Source organism: Clostridiaceae bacterium HFYG-1003 (genome assembly GCA_024579835.1).
In the GTDB taxonomy this organism is placed as follows: domain Bacteria; phylum Bacillota; class Clostridia; order Clostridiales; family Clostridiaceae; genus JG1575.
Map to the genome: position 1 here is coordinate 754,781 of CP102060.1, position 19,618 is coordinate 774,398.

The window sequence follows — 19,618 nt, forward strand, 5'->3', positions numbered from 1 at the left end:
CCCAAAGGGAATCCGGCTGAAGTATATCGGATTATCCGGGAAAGGAGGGACATAATGGAACAGCATCAGGAAAAACCAGCACCCAGGCCACAGCTGCCGCCCGTCCGTCCCGCCCGGAAACCATCCTTTGGTTCGACGCTCCGGAACCTGCACCGGTCCTTTGACTTCTCTCTGAGTCATATTGACCGGACACTCCTGTTTCTGCTCCTGACGCTGGTGCTCTTTGGACTGGTCATGGTCACCTCCACGGCCTCCTACACCATTATCCGGCGCGGCCAGGAAAGCATCTTTGGTTTTATCGGCAAGCAGATTCTTCTGACGGTTCTTGGGTTTGGCGCCATGTGGTTCATGGCTTCCTTCGACTATCATCGTCTGAACTGGTCTCTGCTGCTGGGGCTCGCACCTGTGGTCATTCTGCTGAATCTTCTGCCGCGACTGGTCGGAACACCGGTCAACGGAGCCTATCGCTGGCTGGATCTTGGGTTTACTACCCTGCAGCCTTCCGAAATCGCCAAGTACTACATTGCCGTCCTTACGGCCTGTCTGATGACATTTCCCAAAACCACCCCCCGGCGAACCATTTTTTATCGCTATCTTCTGGTCTGGAGCTTTGTCGGTGTCTTCATCCTGATCATCGCCAAGCTGCAGAGCAATCTGTCCACCAGCGCCATTCTGGCGATGGCAGCCTTCCTGGTCATCCTGGTTTCCCAGGTGCCGATGTGGTGGAACATATTTCCTTTCGTGGGCGGCGGACTGGCCGGCGTTGTCCTGGTTCGGACCACGGGTTATCGTCTTGACCGGATGATGGGCTTTTTTCATCCGTTCTCCGATCCCACTGGCAATACGCTTCAGTTGGTTCAGTCGCTCTACGCCTTGTCCATGGGCGGCTTGCTGGGCCGGGGGCTCGGCAACTCCCGCTTCAAGGCATTCTGGCTGCCCTATGCCGAAAATGACTTTATCTTCGCCATTATCTGTGAGGAGCTCGGTCTGCTGGGCGGACTGACGGTCCTGAGTATTTTTGCCTTCCTGGTTCTGACCGGACTGAAAATCGGTCGGCAGGCGAAGGATTCTTACGGCAAGCTGCTTAGCGTCGGCATTGTGTCCATTATCGGACTGCAGGCAGCCATCAACATGGCCGTTGTCATGGGAGCGTTCCCGGTCACCGGCGTGCCGCTGCCTTTCATCTCGGCCGGCGGTACCTCCATGATCGTTAACCTGGCCGCCATGGGAATTCTATTGAATATTTCCAAGCAGAAGGTGATGTCATGACAAACACCAGATTCAAAAACAACCGGCAGGAGAGCCCGGAACGGGTATCGGAACTGCTGGTCCGGCGTGATCAGGCCCGGCGGCAGCGACAGAGTCGGCTCTTCCGGATCCTGACCCGAAGCGGCATCGGACTGCTGCTCATCGTCATCTTTTTTTTCTCGCCGCTGTTCAAGATCCGCCAGGTCAGCCTCAAGGGCTTTGCCCATGCCGATCAGGCGAAAATCACTGCCCGGGCCAATGCCGAGATCGGCCGCCATGCGCTGCTGGTCGGCAGAAGTGCTTTGCGCCAGGACGTGCTGGCGGATCCGTACCTGCGCAATGTGCGGATCAAAAGCTCCCTGTTGGGAACCCTGACCATTGAGGCGGAGGAATATCCCCAGGAATATGCCCTGATTCAGGAGGGGCAGGTGGTGGTGCTGGACCGCCAGGGCCGGGTCCTGTCCAGTCAGATCATCATTCCGCCGAATATCGTCGAACTGGTTGATGACACCAAACCCCTGGCGCCCGGTCATACGATGTATGGAGAGGGCATCAAGAAAAATGTGATGGTGGAGTTTATGGCTCTGATGGATCAGAACACCTCGGACATCCGCTTTTCGCGCCTCATCCTGACGGATCCGGCCGACCTGAAACTCGAATCCGGGGGCTGGGTTGTGGAGCTGGGGGATGGCGCCAGCCTGGAACAGAAGGTCAACCGGGCGATCAATATCCTGAAGGCGGTAAAAACCCAGGAAGAACCGGCCATCATCGACCTGAAGTTCAATGCGGATCCCGTCATCCGTCCCAAAGGAGAATCGTAATGGAAATCAAGCATAATCTGGATCAGATCCGGGCAACGCTGGCACCGGATGTCCGTCTGATCGCCGTGTCGAAAACCAAGCCGGTCGAAGCCGTCCGGGAAGCGTACGAGGCCGGTCAGCGGGCATTTGGCGAGAACAAGGTGCAGGAGCTGATGCAGAAAATCGATCAGCTGCCCGCCGACATTGAATGGCATTTCATCGGCAATCTCCAGCGCAACAAGGTAAAATACCTGGATGAGCGGATTCATCTGATCCACTCCGTGGACCGGATCAGTCTGGCACAGGAAATCGACCGCCAGGCCCGAAAAAAAGGCTATATCCAGAACATCCTGCTCGAAGTCAACATCGGCCGGGAGGAGAACAAGGGCGGCGCGCTGCCCGAAGATCTGCCCGAGCTGACGGCAGCGGTCCGGGAACTGCCGGGACTGCATGTCAAAGGGCTGATGACCGTCATCCCCGAGACCGAGGATGAAGCGGAACAGCGGGCCTGGTTCCAGGCCATGCAGGAGCTGTTCCGGAAGGAAAAGGCCAAGGAAGGCCCCCGCTATGAGATGGAGATTCTGTCCATGGGCATGAGCGGAGACTATCAGACCGCCATGGCCTGCGGCAGCACCATGGTGCGCATCGGCAGCGCCATCTTCGGAGCCCGCGATTATTCCGCCAATACCTCTCTGTCCGCCGGAGACCCTGCAGAGGTCTGATTCACCCCGCCATTCCGGAACGGGAACTGGCCAGAGCATACCTCTGGCGAGAGACCTGACCCAGGCCATTGGCAGATGGCTTCGGGTGATCTGCAGTCAGCACTGTACGAATCCGTCTGATGCAGCGGAAACAGAATAAGAAATAACCGAAAAGATAAAAAAAGAACATATCAAATGAGTATCATGGGAATGGAGGAATCAGGATGAGCGTATTCGATAGTTTCAAACGGACGTTTAGCTTGGAAGATGATTATGAAAGCTTTCAGGATGAAGTGGACGCAGCCGAGGTCAGCCCGCAGGAGAATAATGTTATAAAACCTTCCTTCTTCAAGCGTCGGGAAAAGGAAACTGCCGGTCCGGCAGCGATCCGTCCGGCTGTCGAGGAACAGGCCGTGAATATTATCCGTCCGGAAGCATTTGATGATGCCATGGCGATTGTCAATGAAGTTCGGGCCGGAGAAATTATTGTGATCAATACTGCCCGGATGGACCTGAAGAGCGCTCAGCGCCTGCTGGATTTTGTGTCCGGAGCGGCTTTTGCCCTGGACGGGGATATCCAGGAAGTCATGGAAGCGGTCTATGTAGTGACCCCCTGCGGCGTGTCCTTGAAAAACAGCGCCCGCACGGAATCGGTCATGAAGAACCTGTTTGGCATGAAATAATGGATAAATCTCGTTTTATGGCCCTTTTTCCGGGGGAGGATCCGGTTCTGCTGGCCCGCCTGTACGGCTGCATCGAGGCAGCCTGGTCGGGCCGCCCTCTGGTTTCCAACGAATTCTATACGCCGGCCGTCTGGTCCCGGATCGAAGCTCAAAAGGGCTGCCTTCCGCCCGAGGCCGGCTTTTACGGTCCCCTGGAGGCAGATCGGCGATTGTTTGCCTCGCCGCTGGATCAGGCGGACGGCTCGATTGCCGTTCTGGAGGTGAAAAACCTTTATCCGGCCCGCCCGCTGGCGCATCAGGACTACATGGGTGCGCTGATGAGCCTGGGCGTGCGGCGGGAGAAGTTCTCAGACCTGATGGTAGTCTCTGACTGCTGCTATATTCCGATGCTGCCGGAAATAATGCCCTACATTCTGGAAAACCTGACAAAGGTCGGTTCCAACGGGGTCAGCTGCCGGGAAGTGGGACTGGAAGAGTTATCAGTTCTGCCGCGTCCGGTTCGGGAACGCTCGCTTCAGGTGGCCTCCCTGCGACTGGATGCTCTGGTCGCGGAGATCGCCGGAATATCCCGCTCCCAGGCGGAAGCGCTGATCAAGTCCGGCAAGGTCCTGCTGAATTACCGGGAAGTGAAGGACCGCGCTCAGGACGTTCACACTCAGGATGTTCTGACCATTCGCGGTTCAGGCAAGTTCCGGGTAGGAGAAATCACGGGGGAGACCCGCAAGGGACGGCTGCGCCTCACGGTAGAGCAATATTAATAAAAAAAACAGGGATCCGGCCGGATCCCGTTTTTTCTTAATTTAGGTGGCAAGCTCCAAGCCGGACGAATCAAGCGATGGATCAGGAACCAGGATGAAACTTTCCGTACCGTCAGACCAGGCAAAGATTATATGGTGCTGCCTGAGGTGCCTGGTTAGGGGTATCAAACGAAAAAAAGGAGCTGCGGCAACAAAGGACGCACTCCTTTCCGGTTAATTCCGGTATTTCTTTAGTAACTTTACGATTTCCTCTGTAATGGCTGAAGCCGACTTTTGCTGCTCGAGATAATACTCATCGGAATTTTCTTTCATTGATGGGTCATAGAATTTTTGGGTTACTCGAATAAAAGCCATGTCATATTTCATGAAATAAGATTTTTCAATGAAGTCCCCATTGCCAAACGAGTCAAAATTATCATAAGTAAATGCATTTAGCTCAGGGTCATTATAATAAAAATAGATGCTGAGCTGGATTTTCTTCTGGGAGCTGTCTTTTTGAGCATACTCTAAGTACATCTTATAGGGTCTGGTTTCATCCTGACTGGCAACGATGCCCCGACCATCAAAAGTGACTTCAGGATCCAAGTATAATCGGTAGGCTGATCCATATTCTTCAGTCAATTCCAAATTGGGCAAAGATAAATTCGACTTGACAAAATTAAATAATTTAGTCATTTTAAGGTAATCATATGCGTTTGATGGGTTTACTGACTCTGGGGTCGTTGTGTTGAGTTGGGCTGTTGTCTTGTCCGATTCCGCAGCAGTTGCATTTGCACAGGTATTTGCTGTGGGTGAGGTTCCGATCGCTGCAGCAGTTCCGGATGTTCCAGCACCAGTGCCAGTTCCGGTACCCAGGATGTTGCAGCCTTGTAGTAGAAGTGTGCCGGATAGTAAGATGGCTGATATGCTGTGTCTCATTTTGAGTTCTCCCAATGTAAATTTGAATTATTAAGCGGTTTCAATTGTAATAATGGTTATTTATATGATGGAGAAATTAATCAATTAAAGATAGAATTGGTTAACATTAATAATAATCATAAAATAGGTTACTGTCAATGAATGATTTTAAATTGAAAAAATGGATGGATAAGGGGGGTTCGCCAGAATGACCCGGTAGAAGGAAACAGGACAGGCGATGGATGTTCCGGCATCATCGGTCCTGAGGAACGTTTCGGTTCGTAATCAGCTGATCGGAAGCTGCCGCAGGTTGACTCATTCGATCCTTCCTGTTCAAGAAAGGTCAAGAAACGACCTTGCAATCCGTTCTGAATGTTCTGTTGAAGAATGAATGGACCCATCGAGCGTAAAAGATCAAGAGCATGAGTCCTCCTTTTGCGCCCGCCAGTGGCAAACAGGGGCTCACTGTGATAAATTAATAGAGAAACCAGGGCAGATTCCGGGGATGGTTTCCTGATGCTTCCTTCACTTCCGCAGGGATCGAGAGGGTCGTTTAGGACATCCAGTGGACTCTGGTATGTATACCGGAAATAACAGGCGGACCCGAATGGTCCGTACAAGAAAGAGGTAAATTCTATGATTTGGATTATCATTATACTGGGAATCGCCGGTGATTATCTGTCCAAGCGCTGGGCGCTGGCCAACCTGACCGCGGGTCAGGTGATAGATCTGATTCCGGGTTATCTGGATTTCAGCTATGTGGAGAACCGCGGAGCGGCTTTTGGCATTTTTCAGGGGCAGATTCGGGTACTGGGGGTTATTTCCCTGGTCATGGGTACCCTGCTGCTGCTGTATCTGGTGAAGAACCGGTCAGTCCATCCGCTGATGAAGATCTCGCTGAGCCTGATTGTCGCCGGAGCGCTGGGCAATGCCTATGACCGGTTTTTCTATGGCTTTGTGGTGGATTTCATTCATTTTCACCTCAACAGCACCTGGCATTTCCCGACGTTTAATGTGGCGGACTCGTGTGTCGTCGTCGGGTCCGGCCTAATGATTCTTTATGTTCTCTTTATTGAAGGAAGGCAGGGCGACCGTTCATGACCGAGGAATTCTACTACCTGATCGAGGAAGCGGAGGCCGGCCTGCGGGTTGACGTCTATCTGTCCGGCAAATTCCCAGGAATTTCCCGGTCACAGGTACAGCGCCTGATTGAGGATGACCGGCTGCTGGTCAATGCCCGCCGGGTCAAATCCTCCCATAAGCTCAAAGCGGGTGATGAAGTGGAGTTTGAACTGCCGCCGGCCGTGGAGCTGAAGGTTGAGGCCCAGAACATTCCCCTGGAGATTATCTACCAGGATGAGTATCTGGCCGTTATCAACAAGCCGGTGGGCCTGGTGGTTCACCCGGCGCCGGGAAACGAGCACGGCACGCTGGTGAACGCACTGCTGTATCATCTGACGGACCTGTCTTCGGTCAATGGCGTGATCCGTCCGGGCATTGTCCATCGGATCGATAAGGACACCTCGGGTCTGCTGGTGATCGCAAAAAACGATGAAGCCCATCAGGCCCTGTCCAAACAGCTGGCTGACCATTCCATGACCCGGGAATATGTCGCTCTGTGCGAGGGGCTGGTCAAGACGGATCAGGGAACCATTGACGCGCCCATCGGGCGCGACCCGAGAAATCGACTGCGCATGGGGATTGTTCCAAATGGCCGGCGGGCAGTGACCCATTATACAGTCCAGCAGCGCTATCAGGACATGACCCTGGTCCGGCTGCGGCTGGAAACCGGACGGACGCATCAGATCCGGGTGCATATGGCGTCAATTCATCACCCGGTGGCGGCGGATCCGGTCTACGGGTTCAAAAAACAGCGAGTTAAATACCAGGGCCAGATGCTTCACGCCAGGCTCCTGGGCTTTCTACATCCCCGGGACGGGCAACCGATGGAATTTTCGGTGCCGGTTCCCGAAGAATTCAGGCTGGTTTTAGAAAAACTGGCTGCAGAAAAGGCAGGTCGACGAGTGTGATTTTAAAATCGAATCTAATGGACGAAATGGCTATGAAACGGGCCCTGAAACGGATCGCCCATGAAATTATAGAAAAAAACAAGGGAATTGAAAACATCAGTCTGGTGGGGATCAAGCGCCGCGGGGTTCCGCTGGCGCACCGCATTGCCCGTCTGATTGAGGATATTGAGGGCGTCCGCCTGCCGGTGGAGGAAGTGGATATCACCCTGTACCGGGATGATCTCACCGAGATGAGCGAATATCCCAAGGTCGTTGATCACGGAACCAGGTTTTCCGTGGCCGGCCGCAAGATTATTCTCGTGGATGACGTACTTTATACCGGCCGGACGGTGCGTGCCGCCATTGACGCGGTCGTCAAGCTGGGGCGTCCGCAGAGCATCCAGCTGGCGGTTCTGGTGGATCGCGGCCATCGCGAGCTTCCGATCCGGGCCGACTATGTTGGCAAGAATGTTCCCACAGCCAAGAATGAACTGGTGGCGGTGGAGATCCGCGAACTTGACGAGCAGGACGCTGTGCTGCTTTATCAGCAGGAGGAAGCTTAAATGAAGATCGCATCCTGGAATATCAACGGCCTGAGGGCCATCATGAAGAAGGATTTCGCCGCTCTGGCGGCTCAGCTGGATGCCGATGTCCTGTTCCTGCAGGAAATCAAGATGCAGGAAGACCAGCGGACACCGGAGATGGATCTGGAGGAGCTGGGCTATCGCTTGATGCTCCACCCGGCGCAGCGCAAGGGCTACTCCGGAGTAGCCGTCTATTCGCGCATTGATCCGGATCAGGTGTTTTTAGGCACCGGCTCCGAGTTTGACGAAGAAGGCCGGGTCATCCGGGTCGATTTTGGCAAGCTGTCGGTATTTGGCATCTATTTTCCCAACGGCGGACGGGGGGAAGAGCGCATGGCCTACAAAATGCGCTTCTATGACCATTACCTGGAACTGTTCCGCACCCTCAAGGAACAAGGCCAACATGTCGTGGTCTGCGGCGACTTCAACGTCGCTCATCAGGAAATCGACCTGGCCAACCCCAAGTCCAATGAGAAGACGTCCGGGTTCCTGCCGGAGGAACGCGACTGGTTCAGCCGGTTTTTGGATGCCGGCTTTGTTGATGTATACCGCCGCCTGAATCCGGACCAGGTGATCTATACCTGGTGGGATCAGCGCTTCCGGGCCAGAGACCGCAACGTCGGCTGGCGCATCGATTACTTTGTCGTGGATGAAGCGACTCTGCCGCTGGTATTGGATGCTCAGATTCTCAATGAGTACATGGGCTCGGACCACTGTCCGCTGACCCTCACCCTGGACTGGCCGACGACCGGTCTGTCCACTGTTGGGGCCAGCGAAGACGCCTTCGCCGCAGGAGAGGAATAGTCCATGGATTATCAACTGATCGCAACGGCAACCTTCGGCCTGGAAGCCCTGGTTGCCAAAGAACTGAAAGTGCTGGGCTACGATGACCTGGTGACGGAAAACGGCCGGGTCAAGTTCAGTGGAGACGAAATGGACATTGCCATTGCCAATACGCATTTGCGCTGTGCCGACCGGGTACTCATCAATTTCGGCGAGTTTTCCGCGACCACCTTCGAGGAACTCTATCAGGGCGTGCTGGCGCTGCCCTGGGGCGAACTGATGCCGCCGGATGCCTTCATGCATGTCAACGGAAAATCGGTGAAAAGCCAGCTGCATTCGGTGCCGGACTGTCAGTCCATCACTAAGAAGGCCATTGTGGAAGCCATGCGCCGGACCTATCCCGGCCGGGATTTTCAGGAAGACGGCCCCAGATACAAAATTGAAGTGGCCATTTTGAAAGATCAGGTGACGATGTCGGTGGACACCACCGGCGTGGGCCTGCATAAGCGCGGCTACCGCAAGGACTCCGGAGCGGCTCCGCTGAAGGAAACTCTGGCGGCGGCCCTGGTCCTGCTCTCCGGCTGGAAGGGAGAAGTGCCGCTGTTCGATCCGTTCTGCGGATCCGGCACCATTCTGATCGAAGCTGCCATGATCGCCCGAAACATGGCGCCCGGATTGTACCGGACCTTTGCCTGTGAAGCCTGGCCGCAGTTCCTGGAGGAAAATCCCTTCGAAATGGTTCGATCCGGAGCCCGCTCCGCCATCGACCGGGAGAAGAAGCTCTCGCTCACGGGCTATGACATCAACTCCTGGGTGCTCAATACCGCCAAGGCGAACGCCAAAAAAGCCGAAGTGTTCCGTGATATCTTCTTCAAGGAACGGGACGCCCGAAATTTCGTGGAAGAGCAGACTCCGGCCACCATCATCACCAACCCGCCCTACGGCGAACGCCTCGATGAAGAGGAAACGGCCCAGGTTCTGTCCTATGCTCTGGGCAAGATCCGGAAAGCGTATCCGGCCTATGACATCAACGTCTTCACGGCCCTGAAGGACTTTGAGAAATACTTTGGCCAGAAATCCGACAAGAACCGCAAGCTCTATAACGGCCGGCTGCTGTGCTATATGTATCAGTACTTTCGCAAGGCCGAAGCCAAAGCCAATCAGGAAAAATAATTCCCTGCCCGGATTTCAAAGGAAGAATCGGTGAACCGCCAGGGTTCAGAGGCCGCCTTGGAACTTCGCGTCCAACCGGGGAAACAGAATATTCGAAGGAATGCGAGAGCCGGACCCGAAATCAATCAATCAATCAATCAATCAATCATTGTATTAGAAACCTTTTTTAGACAGACGAATTTCCGATATCGAACTTGTATTGCATAACTTGTATTTTAACAATGAGCTCATGCGACGGGCGCTGAGAGCCGCGGCATGGCCCATGACGGGGGAAGACAAAGATGAAAAAAGTTGCTGTGATTTTTAATGGCGGGACCATTTCCATGAAGGTGGATCCGAAGCTGAAAGCGGCGGTGCCGTCGCTGACCGGCGAAGAGATTATGACGCTGGTAACGGGAATCGAGGATTACGCGAAGGTGGATTCCTTCCAGTTCTCGTCATTCCCGAGTCCGCATATGACACCGGAGATCATGATGGATCTGGCCAAGCTGATTCGCGAACTGACCCTGGGAGACTATGACGGAGTCGTTGTCACTCATGGAACAGATACACTGGAGGAAACGGCCTATCTGGTGGATCTGACCGTAAATACCAGAAAGCCCATTGTCTTTACCGGTTCCATGCGGTCCGGCTCGGAGCTGGGTTATGACGGACCGTCCAATCTGGCGGCTTCGATCTGTACCGCGGCTTCCGACAAGTCCAAGGGCCGCGGTGTGCTGGTCTGTCTCAACGGAGAACTCAATACGGCCAGTGAAGTAACTAAAGCCAATTCCATGGCTCTCAACGCTTTCCGCACGCCGACCTACGGTCCGGTGGGCATTGTGGACAACAATCAGGTCATTTTCTACCGTCAGACGCTGCGTCACGAATCCCATGAGATCGACCATCTCGAGAGCCGGGTCGCCCTGATCAAGACCTGCACGGGCATGGATTCGGCGTTCCTGGATTTCTGTCTGGACAGGGGAGACCGGGGCATTGTGATTGAGGCCATGGGCCGCGGCAACATCCCGCCTCAGATGGTGGCCGGCGTCCGGCGGGCCATTTCCCAGGGAGTGGCCGTGGTCATTGTCTCGCGCTGCTTTGAAGGCCGCGTGTTTGATTCCTACGGCTATCCGGGAGGAGGCCGCAATTTGAGGGAGCTGGGCGTCATTCTGGGGGACAACCTCAATGGCCAGAAGGCCCGAATCAAGCTGATGGTCGCTCTGTCTGCCACCGAGGATCTGACAACGGTCAAGGAATGGTTTGAACGGGATCTGTACAGCGAACTGTAAAACAGGCGGGATCCTTCCGACCATGGTTGGAGGGATCCCGGTCTTTGCCGGGAAAGGCATCTGAACTGGCAAGGATAGCTGACCGGGCCATGCACTCCCGCGGCGTTGGGGTTCAACAGGATTTTGGTATTAAACCGGAGAATCAGCCGGATCTTGCAGGCCTGGCAGGCGCCTTGCCGCAGCAGGGGTGATCTATCCGCTGTCAGGGCCGGTTTTGATCGATTATCTTTTGTTTTCTCGCTTTTTCTTGAATTTATGGGGTCCTTTCCCTATAATGGATAGATAGATATGAAATGAGGATGGGAACCTATGATCAAAAGCATGACAGGATTTGGCAAAGCCTCCGATGTACTGGATGGCCGGTCGCTGGATCTTGAATTTAAATCCGTCAATTCCAGGTATCTGGACATCAATATCCGGATGCCCAAGGCACTGATGGCTCTGGAGGACCGCATCAAGAAGCAGCTGGGTTCCGGCATTGCCCGGGGCAAAGTGGATGTCTTCCTGACCTACCGCAATCACAATGAAAACGACCTGGAGGTCCGGGTCAATGAGGGTGCAGCCCGCAAGTATGTCGAGGCTCTGCGTCAGCTGACCCAGGAACTGGGCATTGTGGACGACATCGCGTCGAGCTTTCTGCTGAAGCTGGACAATGTCATTACGCTGGAGGAAAAAACCGAGGACCTGGACCGGGTCTGGGAACTGATCTCCGGCGTTCTGGCCAAAGCCATGACCAATCATGAAGCGATGCGCCGGGCCGAGGGAGAAAACTTAAAGCGGGATCTGCTGGAAAAACGTGGCGTGATTCTGGAAAAGCTGGGACTCATTGCCCGGCTGGCCGAAGGCATGACGCAGCGCTACCGCGAGAAGCTGCGGGAACGTCTGGCGGAGCTGGATCAGCTCTATGCCGATGATGACCGAATCGCGCAGGAAGTCGCCCTCTACGCCGACCGTGCGTCCATTGACGAGGAGATCACCCGACTGTATTCCCACATGGATCAGTTGAAGGATCTGGTCAACCTGGAAGAACCGATCGGCCGGAAACTGGATTTTCTGGCTCAGGAAATGAACCGGGAAGCCAACACCATGGCCAGCAAGTCTGTGGACCTGGAAATCACCAGTCTCGTTCTGGATATCAAGAATGAGATTGAGAAAATCCGGGAACAGATCCAGAACATCGAATAGCAGCATTGAACAGACAGGAGTAGATGAATGAACATCAAGTTGATCAATATCGGATTTGGCAATATTGTATCGGCCAACCGCCTGGTGGCCATTGTGTCACCGGAATCGGCGCCCATCAAGCGCATTATTCAGGAAGCCCGGGACCGCGGCATGCTCATTGACGCGACGTACGGCCGCAGAACCCGCGCCGTCATTATCACGGATTCGGATCATGTGATCCTCTCGGCGGTTCAGCCGGAAACAGTAGCTCATCGGATCACTGCCCGCGAGGAAGAAGTGGAGGAGAATCCGAATGACTAGAGGCCTGCTGTTTGTCATTTCCGGACCCTCCGGGGCCGGAAAGGGAACGATCTGCAACGCGTATCTGAAGGAAGCCAAAAACACCTGGCTGTCCGTGTCCGCCACCACCCGCTCACCGCGGGTGGGAGAAACTGAGGGTGTATCCTATTTTTTCCTGGACCGCGCGGAATTTGAAACCAAGCTGGTTCAGGGCGATTTCCTGGAACACGCGGAGGTCTACGGCAATCTGTACGGAACGCCGCGCTCCCGCGTCGAGGAGAAGCTTGCCCAGGGCATCGATGTCATCCTGGAGATCGATATCCAGGGGGCACTCAAGGTTCAGGAAAACACGGAGGAAGGGATCTTCATTTTCGTTCTGCCGCCTTCCATGGAGGAGCTGAAGAACCGGATCATCAAGCGCGGTTCGGAAACGCCGGAATCGCTGATCCGGCGGTTTGAATCCGCCTTTGAGGAAATCAACTACATTTCCAAATACAACTATGCCGTCATCAATACCACGGTGGAAGAGGCGCTGACCAATGTACGGGCGATCGTGCAGGCGGAAAAGTGCCGCGTTGCCAGGGTATTGCCCAATATCAAAGACTTACAGGGAGAAAAACACAATGGAAAAGAAATCATCGGATAAAAAGACTATGATCAATCCGTCCATCAAGGACCTTCTGGAAAAAGTGGACAACCGCTACCGTCTGGTGACCGTGACATCACGCCGGGCCCGTCAGATTGTTGCCAAGCAGGAACCCCTGACGGATGACGGTGATTCGGATAAGCCGCTGTCAACGGCCATCGACGAAGTCAACGAAGGCCTCATTCAGTACGAAACGATCAAGGACATCGCCAAGTAGATAACTAGCCAAACGGACGAAGGACCCGCCTGAAGGCGGGTTTTTTCAAATGACAGGAGGGAACGCCATGGCTTATGCCGATCTAATTATCAATTCGACGAGCCAGACGCTGGATCGAATGTTTCTGTATGCGGTGCCGCAGGATCTGACGGTGGGAGTGGGGGATCTGGTTCAGGTTCCCTTTGGGGGAGGCAACCGCCACCTTCAGGGCTTTGTCATGGGAATCCGGGACAACCTGGATCCCGATGTTCCGGCGGACAAGGTCAAACCGATTCAGCGGGTGCTGGCCTCCGGCCTGTTTGATGTCAGGGGACTGGCACTGGTTGATTTTCTGCGCCGGGAATACCTGTGCACCCATCTGGACGCGCTGCGTCTGCTGATCCCCCGGGGAGAACTGACCGGGGTGGGCCATAAATACCGTAAAATTCTGGTGCCGGGGCAGCCCATTCCGCCCGATCACCCCAAAGCCAAAGCCTATGGAGTGATCTGCGATTTTGTCAGAGAAAGCCTGGCCGAAGGCGGCGTGATCAAGGCGGAAGCAGTCCGGGCCGGATTTTCCGCCAGTTCCCTTCAGACCATGATCAAACACGGCTTTCTCCAGGTCGAAGACCGGGTCGAGGACCGCTATTCCACGGTACGCTATGCCGAGGATGGCGCCCGGGTGCTGAATCAGGAGCAGGCCGCGGGTTTTCGCGCCATTGTGGAGGGGGATCCCGGAACCTACCTGATGCACGGCATCACCGGTTCGGGCAAGACGGAGGTCTTTCTGCACCTGGTCAGCCATATGCTGAAGCAGGGGCATGACTCTGTGATTCTGGTGCCGGAAATCGCCCTGACGCCGCAGATGATTGAACGCGTCAAGAGCCGGTTTGGCCGGGACATCACCGTCTATCACTCCCGGCTCAGCGACGGGGAGCGCTATGATGAATGGATGCGGGTCCGCGAGGGCAAGGTGCGCATTGCCATCGGTGCCCGGTCTGCGCTGTTTCTGCCCTTTCGCGACCTCCGGCTGGTAGTGGTGGACGAGGAACACGAAACCAGCTACAAGTCGGAAACCAGTCCCAAGTACGTCACCCGCGATGTGGCGGCTTTTATGATGGAACAGACCGGAGGCAAAGTGGTGCTCGCTTCGGCGACGCCCTCCATGGAAGCCTTTGACCGGGCGCGCCAGGGTCAGTATCATCTGATTCAGCTGACGCAGCGGGCGGGTCAGGGGGCCATGCCGACGGTAGTCACCGTCGACATGCGCAAGGAACTGCGGCTGGGCAACCGGAGCATTCTGTCGAGCCGTCTGGCAGCGGAAATGGAAAAAAGTCTGGCCAGAGGCCGGCAGATTATTCTGTTTCTCAATCGCCGCGGCATGTCCGGATTTGTATCCTGCCGGGCCTGCGGGTTTGTTTACCGCTGCCCCAATTGTTCGGTTTCCCTGACCAAGCACCAGGGCGGCCGCCTGACCTGCCACCATTGCGGGTACAGCCAGTATCAGAAGGAACTTTGTCCCTCCTGCGGCTCGTCCTTTATCCGGGAATTCGGCATCGGGACGGAAAAAGTCGAACAGGAAGTCAGAAAGCGCTTCCCCGATGCCCGGGTGCTGCGGATGGACCGGGATACCACCAGTCATAAAGAAGCTTACGAAGAGATCTACAATACCTTTCGGGATGGGGCTGCCGATATTCTGATCGGAACACAGATGGTCGCCAAGGGTCTGGATTTCCACGGCGTCGATCTGGTGGGAATTCTGGCAGCGGATCTGTCCATGAATCTGCCGGATTTCCGCGCCTACGAAAAGACTTTCCAGCTTATCACCCAGGTATCGGGCCGCGCCGGCCGGGGCGATGAGGGCGGACTGGTGGTCCTTCAGACCTACCAGCCCGAAGCGTATCCCGTCACCATGGCGGCCCGGGCAGACTATCTCGGCTTCTTTGAGCAGGAAATGATGGTGCGCCAGGCCATGGCCTATCCGCCCCGGGGAGACCTGCTTGCCATCGTCCTGTCCGGGACGCAGGAAGCCGAATTAATAAATAATATACAGTTTGTTGCACAGCTCTTAAGGGAATTAAGTTCGCGCTATGCTAACATTACTGTAATGGGACCCAGCGCCTGTCTGATTTCCAGAATCAAAGGCTACTTCCGCCAGCAGATCATCATTAAGGGTCAGCTGACACAGGATTTCGCCATGGCCTGCAAAGATCTGGTCTATGAGGCGGTTCGGGGCAAGGACATCCGGGTCTCCCTGGATGCCAACCCGATGAATCTGGTGTAGAGCCCTCAGTTGGATTTCCAGCCAGGGTAAGAGCTCAGCAATGAAGAGCTGAAAAAAGCCAGCAGATGAAATGGAGCAAATCAGAAAAGACTCTCCACTCTTTGCTGGATGATCAACAGTTGAACAGAATAACCAGTTGAACAGAATAACCAGCTGAACAGAATAACCAGCTGAAAAGTAAACCAGCTGAGCAGAAAAGCGGATGAACCGATGAAAAGCTCAATAAAAAACAGTCGGAATGAAGAGAGCTGTCGATGCTTCTGGTTGGGGCAGAGCAGGGAATTTAAACTGGTTTTAAGGTCGATCTGTTACAATATAATGTAAACCAAAAGTAGATGGATCAACCAGACAGAAAGTACAGAAAAGAAAGAACAGAACGAACAGAACGAAACCTAGGCACTAATCATTTTATCGATCCGGATTCCTGATTCATGGGGAGTGCGGACCATACACAACAGGAGAGTAATATGGCATTAAGACAAATTCGGGAAGAACAGGATCCCGTCCTTCGGAAAATCAGCAAAGAAGTAAAAGAAGTGACGCCGCGGGTGAAGCAGCTGATCGACGATATGTTGGATACGATGTATAACGCCCACGGGGTGGGACTGGCTGCGCCGCAGGTAGGAATCTTAAAGCGGATTGCCGTCGTCGATGTGGGGATGGAAGAGAAACAGCCCCATGTGTTTATCAATCCGGTCATCACCCGGTCAGAAGGCAAATGCAACGGCACGGAAGGCTGTCTGTCAGTCCCCGGACTGTTTGGATTCGTTGACCGGCCGGAGAAGATCACCGTGGAATATCTGGATGAAACCGGAGCTCAGAGAACCCTGGACGCCGAAGGTTTCTTCGCCCGGGCTATCTGTCATGAAGTGGACCATCTCCATGGCATTCTCTTTATTGACAAGCCGGAGTTCGTGGAAGCCGTAGAGGAGGATGAAGAAGGGATTGACGAATAACACGAAGCGGCTGTCCCTGGTCTTCATGGGCACGCCGGATTATGCGGCAAAGAGTCTGGAGGAACTGGCGAAAGTCTACGAGATTGCGCTGGTTATCACCCAGCCGGACCGGCCCAGGGGCCGGGGCAAGAAATTCCTGCCGACGCCCGTCAGGACGCTGGCCGAATCTCTGGGCATCCCGGTTCTGACTCCGGAAAGTATCCGGAAGGATCCCGCGGTGCTGGATCAGCTGAAGGCGCTGTCACCCGATGTCATTGTGGTGGTAGCCTACGGTCAGCTGCTTCCAAAGACAATTCTCGAACTGCCCCGGCTTGGCTGCATTAACCTGCATGCCAGTCTCCTGCCGGCCTGGCGGGGAGCGGCACCGATCCAGCAGGCTATTCTGTCGGGAGATACCCAATCGGGCAATACTACGATGCGGATGGAAGAAGGTCTGGATACCGGAGCCATTCTGCTGACTGATCCGGTGGCGATTGGGCCGGACATGACCTATGGCGAACTGCATGATGTTCTGATGGAGGGCGGAGGATCTCTTCTGATCCGCACCATCCACGGACTGGCTGACGGAACGGTAACCCCGGTGCCGCAGCCTGATACTGGGGTCAGCTACGTCCGGAAAATAAAGAAGGAAGATGCCGCCATTGATTTTAGCCGGCCGACGCGGGAGATTCTGAATCTGATCCGCGGGATGAATCCCCATCCGCTGGCGTATGCCTATGCGGGGGATGTCATGGTCAAGATCTTAAAAGCCAGCGCCCGGGAGGCCCATGGTTCTGAGAAGCCCGGTACCATCCTGGCGCAGGAGAAATCCGGCATCCTCATTCGGACCGGCGACGGCGCCATCAGTGTCCAGGAGCTTCAGCTTCCTGGCAAGCGGCCCATGGCCGTGGCCGATTTCCTGAACGGAAACCGGCTGGAAGCAAAAGAAATGAAAAGGAGTGTGTCAGAATGACCATTATCTCTGCCATCGCGGCAATGATTCCTTATATGGATTCCACCATGCTGATCCTGATTCCGGGAATTCTTCTGGCTGCCTGGGCCCAGTCCAAGGTAACCTCGACCTATCAGCAGTTTTCCCGGGTGGGCAACCAGCGCGGTCTGACCGGCGCTCAGGTCGCCCGATACATCCTGGATAACAGCGGACTGAATAATATTACGATTGAACCGATTCGCGGACAGCTGACCGACCACTACGATCCCAAGGGCAAAGTACTGCGCCTGTCCGAAGGCGTCTACGGCAGCCAGTCGGTGGCGGCCCTGGGCATCGCCTCCCATGAAGTGGGCCATGCCATCCAGGATGCCACCAACTACGGACCGATGCGCCTGCGCGGTGCTATCGTGCCACTGGCAGCCATCGGCGGAAATCTCTCCATGGTTCTGGTGCTGGCAGGTCTGTTCCTGGGCGGAACCGGACTGGTCCAGATCGGTGCCTTCCTGTTCCTGTTCACCGTGCTGTTCCAGCTGGTGACGCTGCCGGTTGAATTCGATGCCTCCAAACGGGCCTTGCGAATTCTGGACACCGGTATCCTTACACCCACTGAGGTAGAGGGAGCCAAGCAGGTACTCAACGCAGCCGCTCTGACCTATGTGGCGGCTGCCGTCACGGGAATCCTCAGCTTTCTGAGAATTCTCCTGCTTTCCCGGAGGCGTGACTGATGGATCAGGCAAGAAAACTTGCCGGTGACCTGCTGACGAAAATAACCAAGGAAGGGGCTTATTCAGGCGCTGAGCTTGATCAGGCCCTTTTTAACGCCAAGCTGACGCAGCAGGACAAGGCATTTATTACCGAACTGGTCTACGGGACGCTGGCCAGACTCTACAGCATCGATCGGATTCTGGAAACTTATTCCAAGGTCCGGCTGAGCAAAATGGAAGATCAGGTGCTCAGTCAGCTGCGCCTGGCGGTTTATCAGATGAAGTTCCTGGACCGGGTGCCGCCCTTTGCTGCGGTATCCGAGGCCGTTACCATCGTTCGCAAGAAAAGTCCGAAGGCCGCCGGCTTTGTCAACGGTATGCTCCGCAGCATTCTGAGGGAGGAAAAAGCCGTGGCTTTTGCCGGTGAAACCGACCGCCTGGCTTTTGAGTATTCCCTGAAGCCCGAGCTGGTCCGCCATTTTCAAAAGACCTTTGGCGATCGGGCACCGTCCATCCTGGCTGATTTAATTCAGGCCGAAGGACTGTGCATCCGGGTCAATCAGAAAAAGATCGCTTCGCCGAATTATACAGCCCGACTGCAGGAAGTCGGGCTGGAAGCCAGACCGGGCTGGTTCTCGGATCAGTTCCTCTACCTGACGCGGCAGGGCGCACTGCGTGATCTGCCGGGATACCGCGCTGGCTGGTTCTCGGTTCAAAATGAGGCGGCCGCGCTGCCGCCCATGCTGCTGCATCAGCTGGTGCCGGACGGCACCATCCTGGACCTGTGCGCCGCCCCGGGGGGCAAGAGCGCCTACCTGGCCGAGACTCCCGGCGATTACCGGATCACGGCCTTTGATTTGTCCCGGCGCAAGCTCGACCGCATGGAAGAAAATTATAAAAGACTGGGACTGACCGTTACAACCCGAATCGGGGATGCGACGGAGTTTCAGCCGGACCTGGCCGAATCGGCGGACGGCATCCTGCTGGATGTTCCCTGTTCCGGGCTGGGACTGCTGGGCCGAAAACCCGACATCCGGCATAACATGGATCAGAAGGGCATGCAGGAACTGGCAAAGATCCAGGCTCGGATTCTGCGTAACGGCTCCCGCTATCTGAAACGCGGCGGCTGCCTGATCTATTCCACCTGCACCCTGAACCCCGCGGAGAATCAGGACAACGTCAGGGCGTTTCTGGCGGATCATCCGGAGTTTGCGCTGCAGGCTCAGCCCCTGGAACGGCTGGCGGAACAGGCCGGTGCCCGGGGACTGGACAATCTGCTGCTTCATGACGGCATGCTGACCGTTCTGCCCGGAGCGGGTCTGGATGGTTTTTTTGTGGCAGTCCTCAAGAAGAATTAGCTTCCCGGCAATCATGCAGCTCGCTCCTGCCGGCACCTGGCAGGGCGATGGGCTGCCTGGCCTGGAAGTGTTAATATCTCCCCGGATCGGCGCGGCACTGCCCGGCGAGTTCGGGGAGACCATTTTTACTAGCATTCATTGAAATACGGCTGCGGCACTTCTTTCGGGATGG

The 19,618-nt window shown here is 55.3% G+C and carries 21 protein-coding genes; 20 read left to right on the plus strand and 1 reads right to left on the minus strand.

The features are described 5' to 3' along the window. The first annotated feature begins 54 nt into the window (after nucleotides 1–54). The 5 genes from NQU17_03575 to NQU17_03595 all read left to right on the plus strand — a co-directional run bounded on the left by NQU17_03575 (nucleotide 55) and on the right by NQU17_03595 (nucleotide 4,190). Entirely contained in the window at nucleotides 55–1,269 is a 1,215-nt protein-coding gene (locus tag NQU17_03575; GenBank protein ID UUM12652.1) for an FtsW/RodA/SpoVE family cell cycle protein, read from the plus strand. Further along, a complete protein-coding gene (locus tag NQU17_03580; protein UUM12653.1) occupies nucleotides 1,266–2,069 on the plus strand; it encodes an FtsQ-type POTRA domain-containing protein in 804 nt (267 codons plus the stop codon). The genes NQU17_03575 and NQU17_03580 overlap by 4 nt, the downstream gene beginning before the upstream one ends. Continuing rightward, nucleotides 2,069–2,770 (plus strand): YggS family pyridoxal phosphate-dependent enzyme, encoded by a 702-nt coding sequence (locus NQU17_03585; protein UUM12654.1) that lies wholly within the window; start codon nucleotides 2,069–2,071, stop codon nucleotides 2,768–2,770. Before NQU17_03580 ends, NQU17_03585 begins: the two co-directional genes overlap by 1 nt. Nucleotides 2,771–2,973: 203 nt before the next feature. Then, the gene (locus NQU17_03590; protein ID UUM12655.1) at nucleotides 2,974–3,432 is read left to right on the plus strand and encodes a cell division protein SepF; all 459 of its coding nucleotides are present in this window, start codon (nucleotides 2,974–2,976) and stop codon (nucleotides 3,430–3,432) included. Further along, nucleotides 3,432–4,190 (plus strand): YlmH/Sll1252 family protein, encoded by a 759-nt coding sequence (locus NQU17_03595; GenBank protein ID UUM12656.1) that lies wholly within the window; start codon nucleotides 3,432–3,434, stop codon nucleotides 4,188–4,190. Before NQU17_03590 ends, NQU17_03595 begins: the two co-directional genes overlap by 1 nt. A gap of 213 nt (nucleotides 4,191–4,403) precedes the next feature. On the opposite strand, the gene NQU17_03600 is transcribed toward NQU17_03595, so the two are convergent. Further along, nucleotides 4,404–5,108, minus strand: a complete 705-nt coding sequence (locus NQU17_03600) for a hypothetical protein (GenBank protein ID UUM12657.1) — start codon at nucleotides 5,106–5,108, stop codon at nucleotides 4,404–4,406. A 615-nt stretch (nucleotides 5,109–5,723) separates the two neighbouring features. On the opposite strand from NQU17_03600, the gene lspA reads away from it, so the two are divergent. From lspA to rsmB, 15 genes are all read left to right on the plus strand, one after another. Next, a complete protein-coding gene (gene lspA, locus NQU17_03605; GenBank protein UUM12658.1) occupies nucleotides 5,724–6,188 on the plus strand; it encodes a signal peptidase II in 465 nt (154 codons plus the stop codon). Further along, nucleotides 6,185–7,117, plus strand: a complete 933-nt coding sequence (locus tag NQU17_03610; GenBank protein ID UUM12659.1) for an RluA family pseudouridine synthase — start codon at nucleotides 6,185–6,187, stop codon at nucleotides 7,115–7,117. Before lspA ends, NQU17_03610 begins: the two co-directional genes overlap by 4 nt. Then, nucleotides 7,114–7,659 carry a bifunctional pyr operon transcriptional regulator/uracil phosphoribosyltransferase PyrR gene (gene pyrR / locus NQU17_03615; GenBank protein UUM12660.1) on the plus strand — a complete coding sequence of 182 codons (546 nt, stop codon included), beginning with the start codon at nucleotides 7,114–7,116 and terminating at the stop codon, nucleotides 7,657–7,659. The genes NQU17_03610 and pyrR overlap by 4 nt, the downstream gene beginning before the upstream one ends. Next, entirely contained in the window at nucleotides 7,660–8,484 is an 825-nt protein-coding gene (locus NQU17_03620) for an exodeoxyribonuclease III (protein ID UUM12661.1), read from the plus strand. It begins immediately after the preceding gene. Nucleotides 8,485–8,487: 3 nt separating this feature from the next. After that, nucleotides 8,488–9,636: a class I SAM-dependent RNA methyltransferase gene (locus NQU17_03625; GenBank protein ID UUM12662.1), complete on the plus strand. Its 1,149-nt coding sequence runs from the start codon at nucleotides 8,488–8,490 to the stop codon at nucleotides 9,634–9,636. Between the two features lie 281 nt (nucleotides 9,637–9,917). Next, complete coding sequence (locus NQU17_03630; protein UUM12663.1) at nucleotides 9,918–10,907, plus strand: asparaginase; 990 nt, start codon at nucleotides 9,918–9,920, stop codon at nucleotides 10,905–10,907. A gap of 309 nt (nucleotides 10,908–11,216) precedes the next feature. Further along, complete coding sequence (locus NQU17_03635) at nucleotides 11,217–12,092, plus strand: YicC family protein (protein UUM12664.1); 876 nt, start codon at nucleotides 11,217–11,219, stop codon at nucleotides 12,090–12,092. A gap of 27 nt (nucleotides 12,093–12,119) precedes the next feature. Continuing rightward, nucleotides 12,120–12,392 (plus strand): DUF370 domain-containing protein, encoded by a 273-nt coding sequence (locus NQU17_03640; protein UUM12665.1) that lies wholly within the window; start codon nucleotides 12,120–12,122, stop codon nucleotides 12,390–12,392. Continuing rightward, nucleotides 12,385–13,017, plus strand: coding sequence for a guanylate kinase (gene gmk, locus NQU17_03645; GenBank protein ID UUM12666.1), 633 nt, complete (start codon nucleotides 12,385–12,387; stop codon nucleotides 13,015–13,017). The genes NQU17_03640 and gmk overlap by 8 nt, the downstream gene beginning before the upstream one ends. Beyond that, nucleotides 12,995–13,234: a DNA-directed RNA polymerase subunit omega gene (gene rpoZ, locus NQU17_03650; GenBank protein ID UUM12667.1), complete on the plus strand. Its 240-nt coding sequence runs from the start codon at nucleotides 12,995–12,997 to the stop codon at nucleotides 13,232–13,234. The genes gmk and rpoZ overlap by 23 nt, the downstream gene beginning before the upstream one ends. Nucleotides 13,235–13,301: 67 nt before the next feature. Next, a complete protein-coding gene (gene priA / locus NQU17_03655) occupies nucleotides 13,302–15,497 on the plus strand; it encodes a primosomal protein N' (GenBank protein UUM12668.1) in 2,196 nt (731 codons plus the stop codon). A 467-nt stretch (nucleotides 15,498–15,964) separates the two neighbouring features. Next, nucleotides 15,965–16,453 carry a peptide deformylase gene (gene def, locus NQU17_03660; protein UUM12669.1) on the plus strand — a complete coding sequence of 163 codons (489 nt, stop codon included), beginning with the start codon at nucleotides 15,965–15,967 and terminating at the stop codon, nucleotides 16,451–16,453. After that, nucleotides 16,431–17,405 (plus strand): methionyl-tRNA formyltransferase, encoded by a 975-nt coding sequence (fmt, locus tag NQU17_03665; GenBank protein ID UUM12670.1) that lies wholly within the window; start codon nucleotides 16,431–16,433, stop codon nucleotides 17,403–17,405. Before def ends, fmt begins: the two co-directional genes overlap by 23 nt. Continuing rightward, on the plus strand, nucleotides 17,402–18,109 hold the full coding sequence (locus NQU17_03670) for a zinc metallopeptidase (GenBank protein ID UUM12671.1): 708 nt from the start codon (nucleotides 17,402–17,404) through the stop codon (nucleotides 18,107–18,109). Before fmt ends, NQU17_03670 begins: the two co-directional genes overlap by 4 nt. Then, nucleotides 18,109–19,446 carry a 16S rRNA (cytosine(967)-C(5))-methyltransferase RsmB gene (gene rsmB, locus NQU17_03675; GenBank protein ID UUM12672.1) on the plus strand — a complete coding sequence of 446 codons (1,338 nt, stop codon included), beginning with the start codon at nucleotides 18,109–18,111 and terminating at the stop codon, nucleotides 19,444–19,446. Before NQU17_03670 ends, rsmB begins: the two co-directional genes overlap by 1 nt. Nucleotides 19,447–19,618 lie beyond the last annotated feature (172 nt).

Coding starts and splice junctions, on each gene's coding strand:
- NQU17_03585 (UUM12654.1), top strand. CDS start 2,069: ATGGAAATCAAGCATAATCTGGATCAGATCCGGGCAACGCTGGCACCG.
- NQU17_03595 (UUM12656.1), top strand. CDS start 3,432: ATGGATAAATCTCGTTTTATGGCCCTTTTTCCGGGGGAGGATCCGGTT.
- NQU17_03575 (UUM12652.1), top strand. CDS start 55: ATGGAACAGCATCAGGAAAAACCAGCACCCAGGCCACAGCTGCCGCCC.
- NQU17_03620 (UUM12661.1), top strand. CDS start 7,660: ATGAAGATCGCATCCTGGAATATCAACGGCCTGAGGGCCATCATGAAG.
- NQU17_03610 (UUM12659.1), top strand. CDS start 6,185: ATGACCGAGGAATTCTACTACCTGATCGAGGAAGCGGAGGCCGGCCTG.
- def (UUM12669.1), top strand. CDS start 15,965: ATGGCATTAAGACAAATTCGGGAAGAACAGGATCCCGTCCTTCGGAAA.
- lspA (UUM12658.1), top strand. CDS start 5,724: ATGATTTGGATTATCATTATACTGGGAATCGCCGGTGATTATCTGTCC.
- NQU17_03590 (UUM12655.1), top strand. CDS start 2,974: ATGAGCGTATTCGATAGTTTCAAACGGACGTTTAGCTTGGAAGATGAT.
- rpoZ (UUM12667.1), top strand. CDS start 12,995: ATGGAAAAGAAATCATCGGATAAAAAGACTATGATCAATCCGTCCATC.
- NQU17_03630 (UUM12663.1), top strand. CDS start 9,918: ATGAAAAAAGTTGCTGTGATTTTTAATGGCGGGACCATTTCCATGAAG.
- NQU17_03640 (UUM12665.1), top strand. CDS start 12,120: ATGAACATCAAGTTGATCAATATCGGATTTGGCAATATTGTATCGGCC.
- NQU17_03600 (UUM12657.1), bottom strand. CDS start 5,108: ATGAGACACAGCATATCAGCCATCTTACTATCCGGCACACTTCTACTA.
- NQU17_03635 (UUM12664.1), top strand. CDS start 11,217: ATGATCAAAAGCATGACAGGATTTGGCAAAGCCTCCGATGTACTGGAT.
- fmt (UUM12670.1), top strand. CDS start 16,431: ATGAAGAAGGGATTGACGAATAACACGAAGCGGCTGTCCCTGGTCTTC.
- NQU17_03580 (UUM12653.1), top strand. CDS start 1,266: ATGACAAACACCAGATTCAAAAACAACCGGCAGGAGAGCCCGGAACGG.
- priA (UUM12668.1), top strand. CDS start 13,302: ATGGCTTATGCCGATCTAATTATCAATTCGACGAGCCAGACGCTGGAT.
- NQU17_03625 (UUM12662.1), top strand. CDS start 8,488: ATGGATTATCAACTGATCGCAACGGCAACCTTCGGCCTGGAAGCCCTG.
- rsmB (UUM12672.1), top strand. CDS start 18,109: ATGGATCAGGCAAGAAAACTTGCCGGTGACCTGCTGACGAAAATAACC.
- NQU17_03670 (UUM12671.1), top strand. CDS start 17,402: ATGACCATTATCTCTGCCATCGCGGCAATGATTCCTTATATGGATTCC.
- gmk (UUM12666.1), top strand. CDS start 12,385: ATGACTAGAGGCCTGCTGTTTGTCATTTCCGGACCCTCCGGGGCCGGA.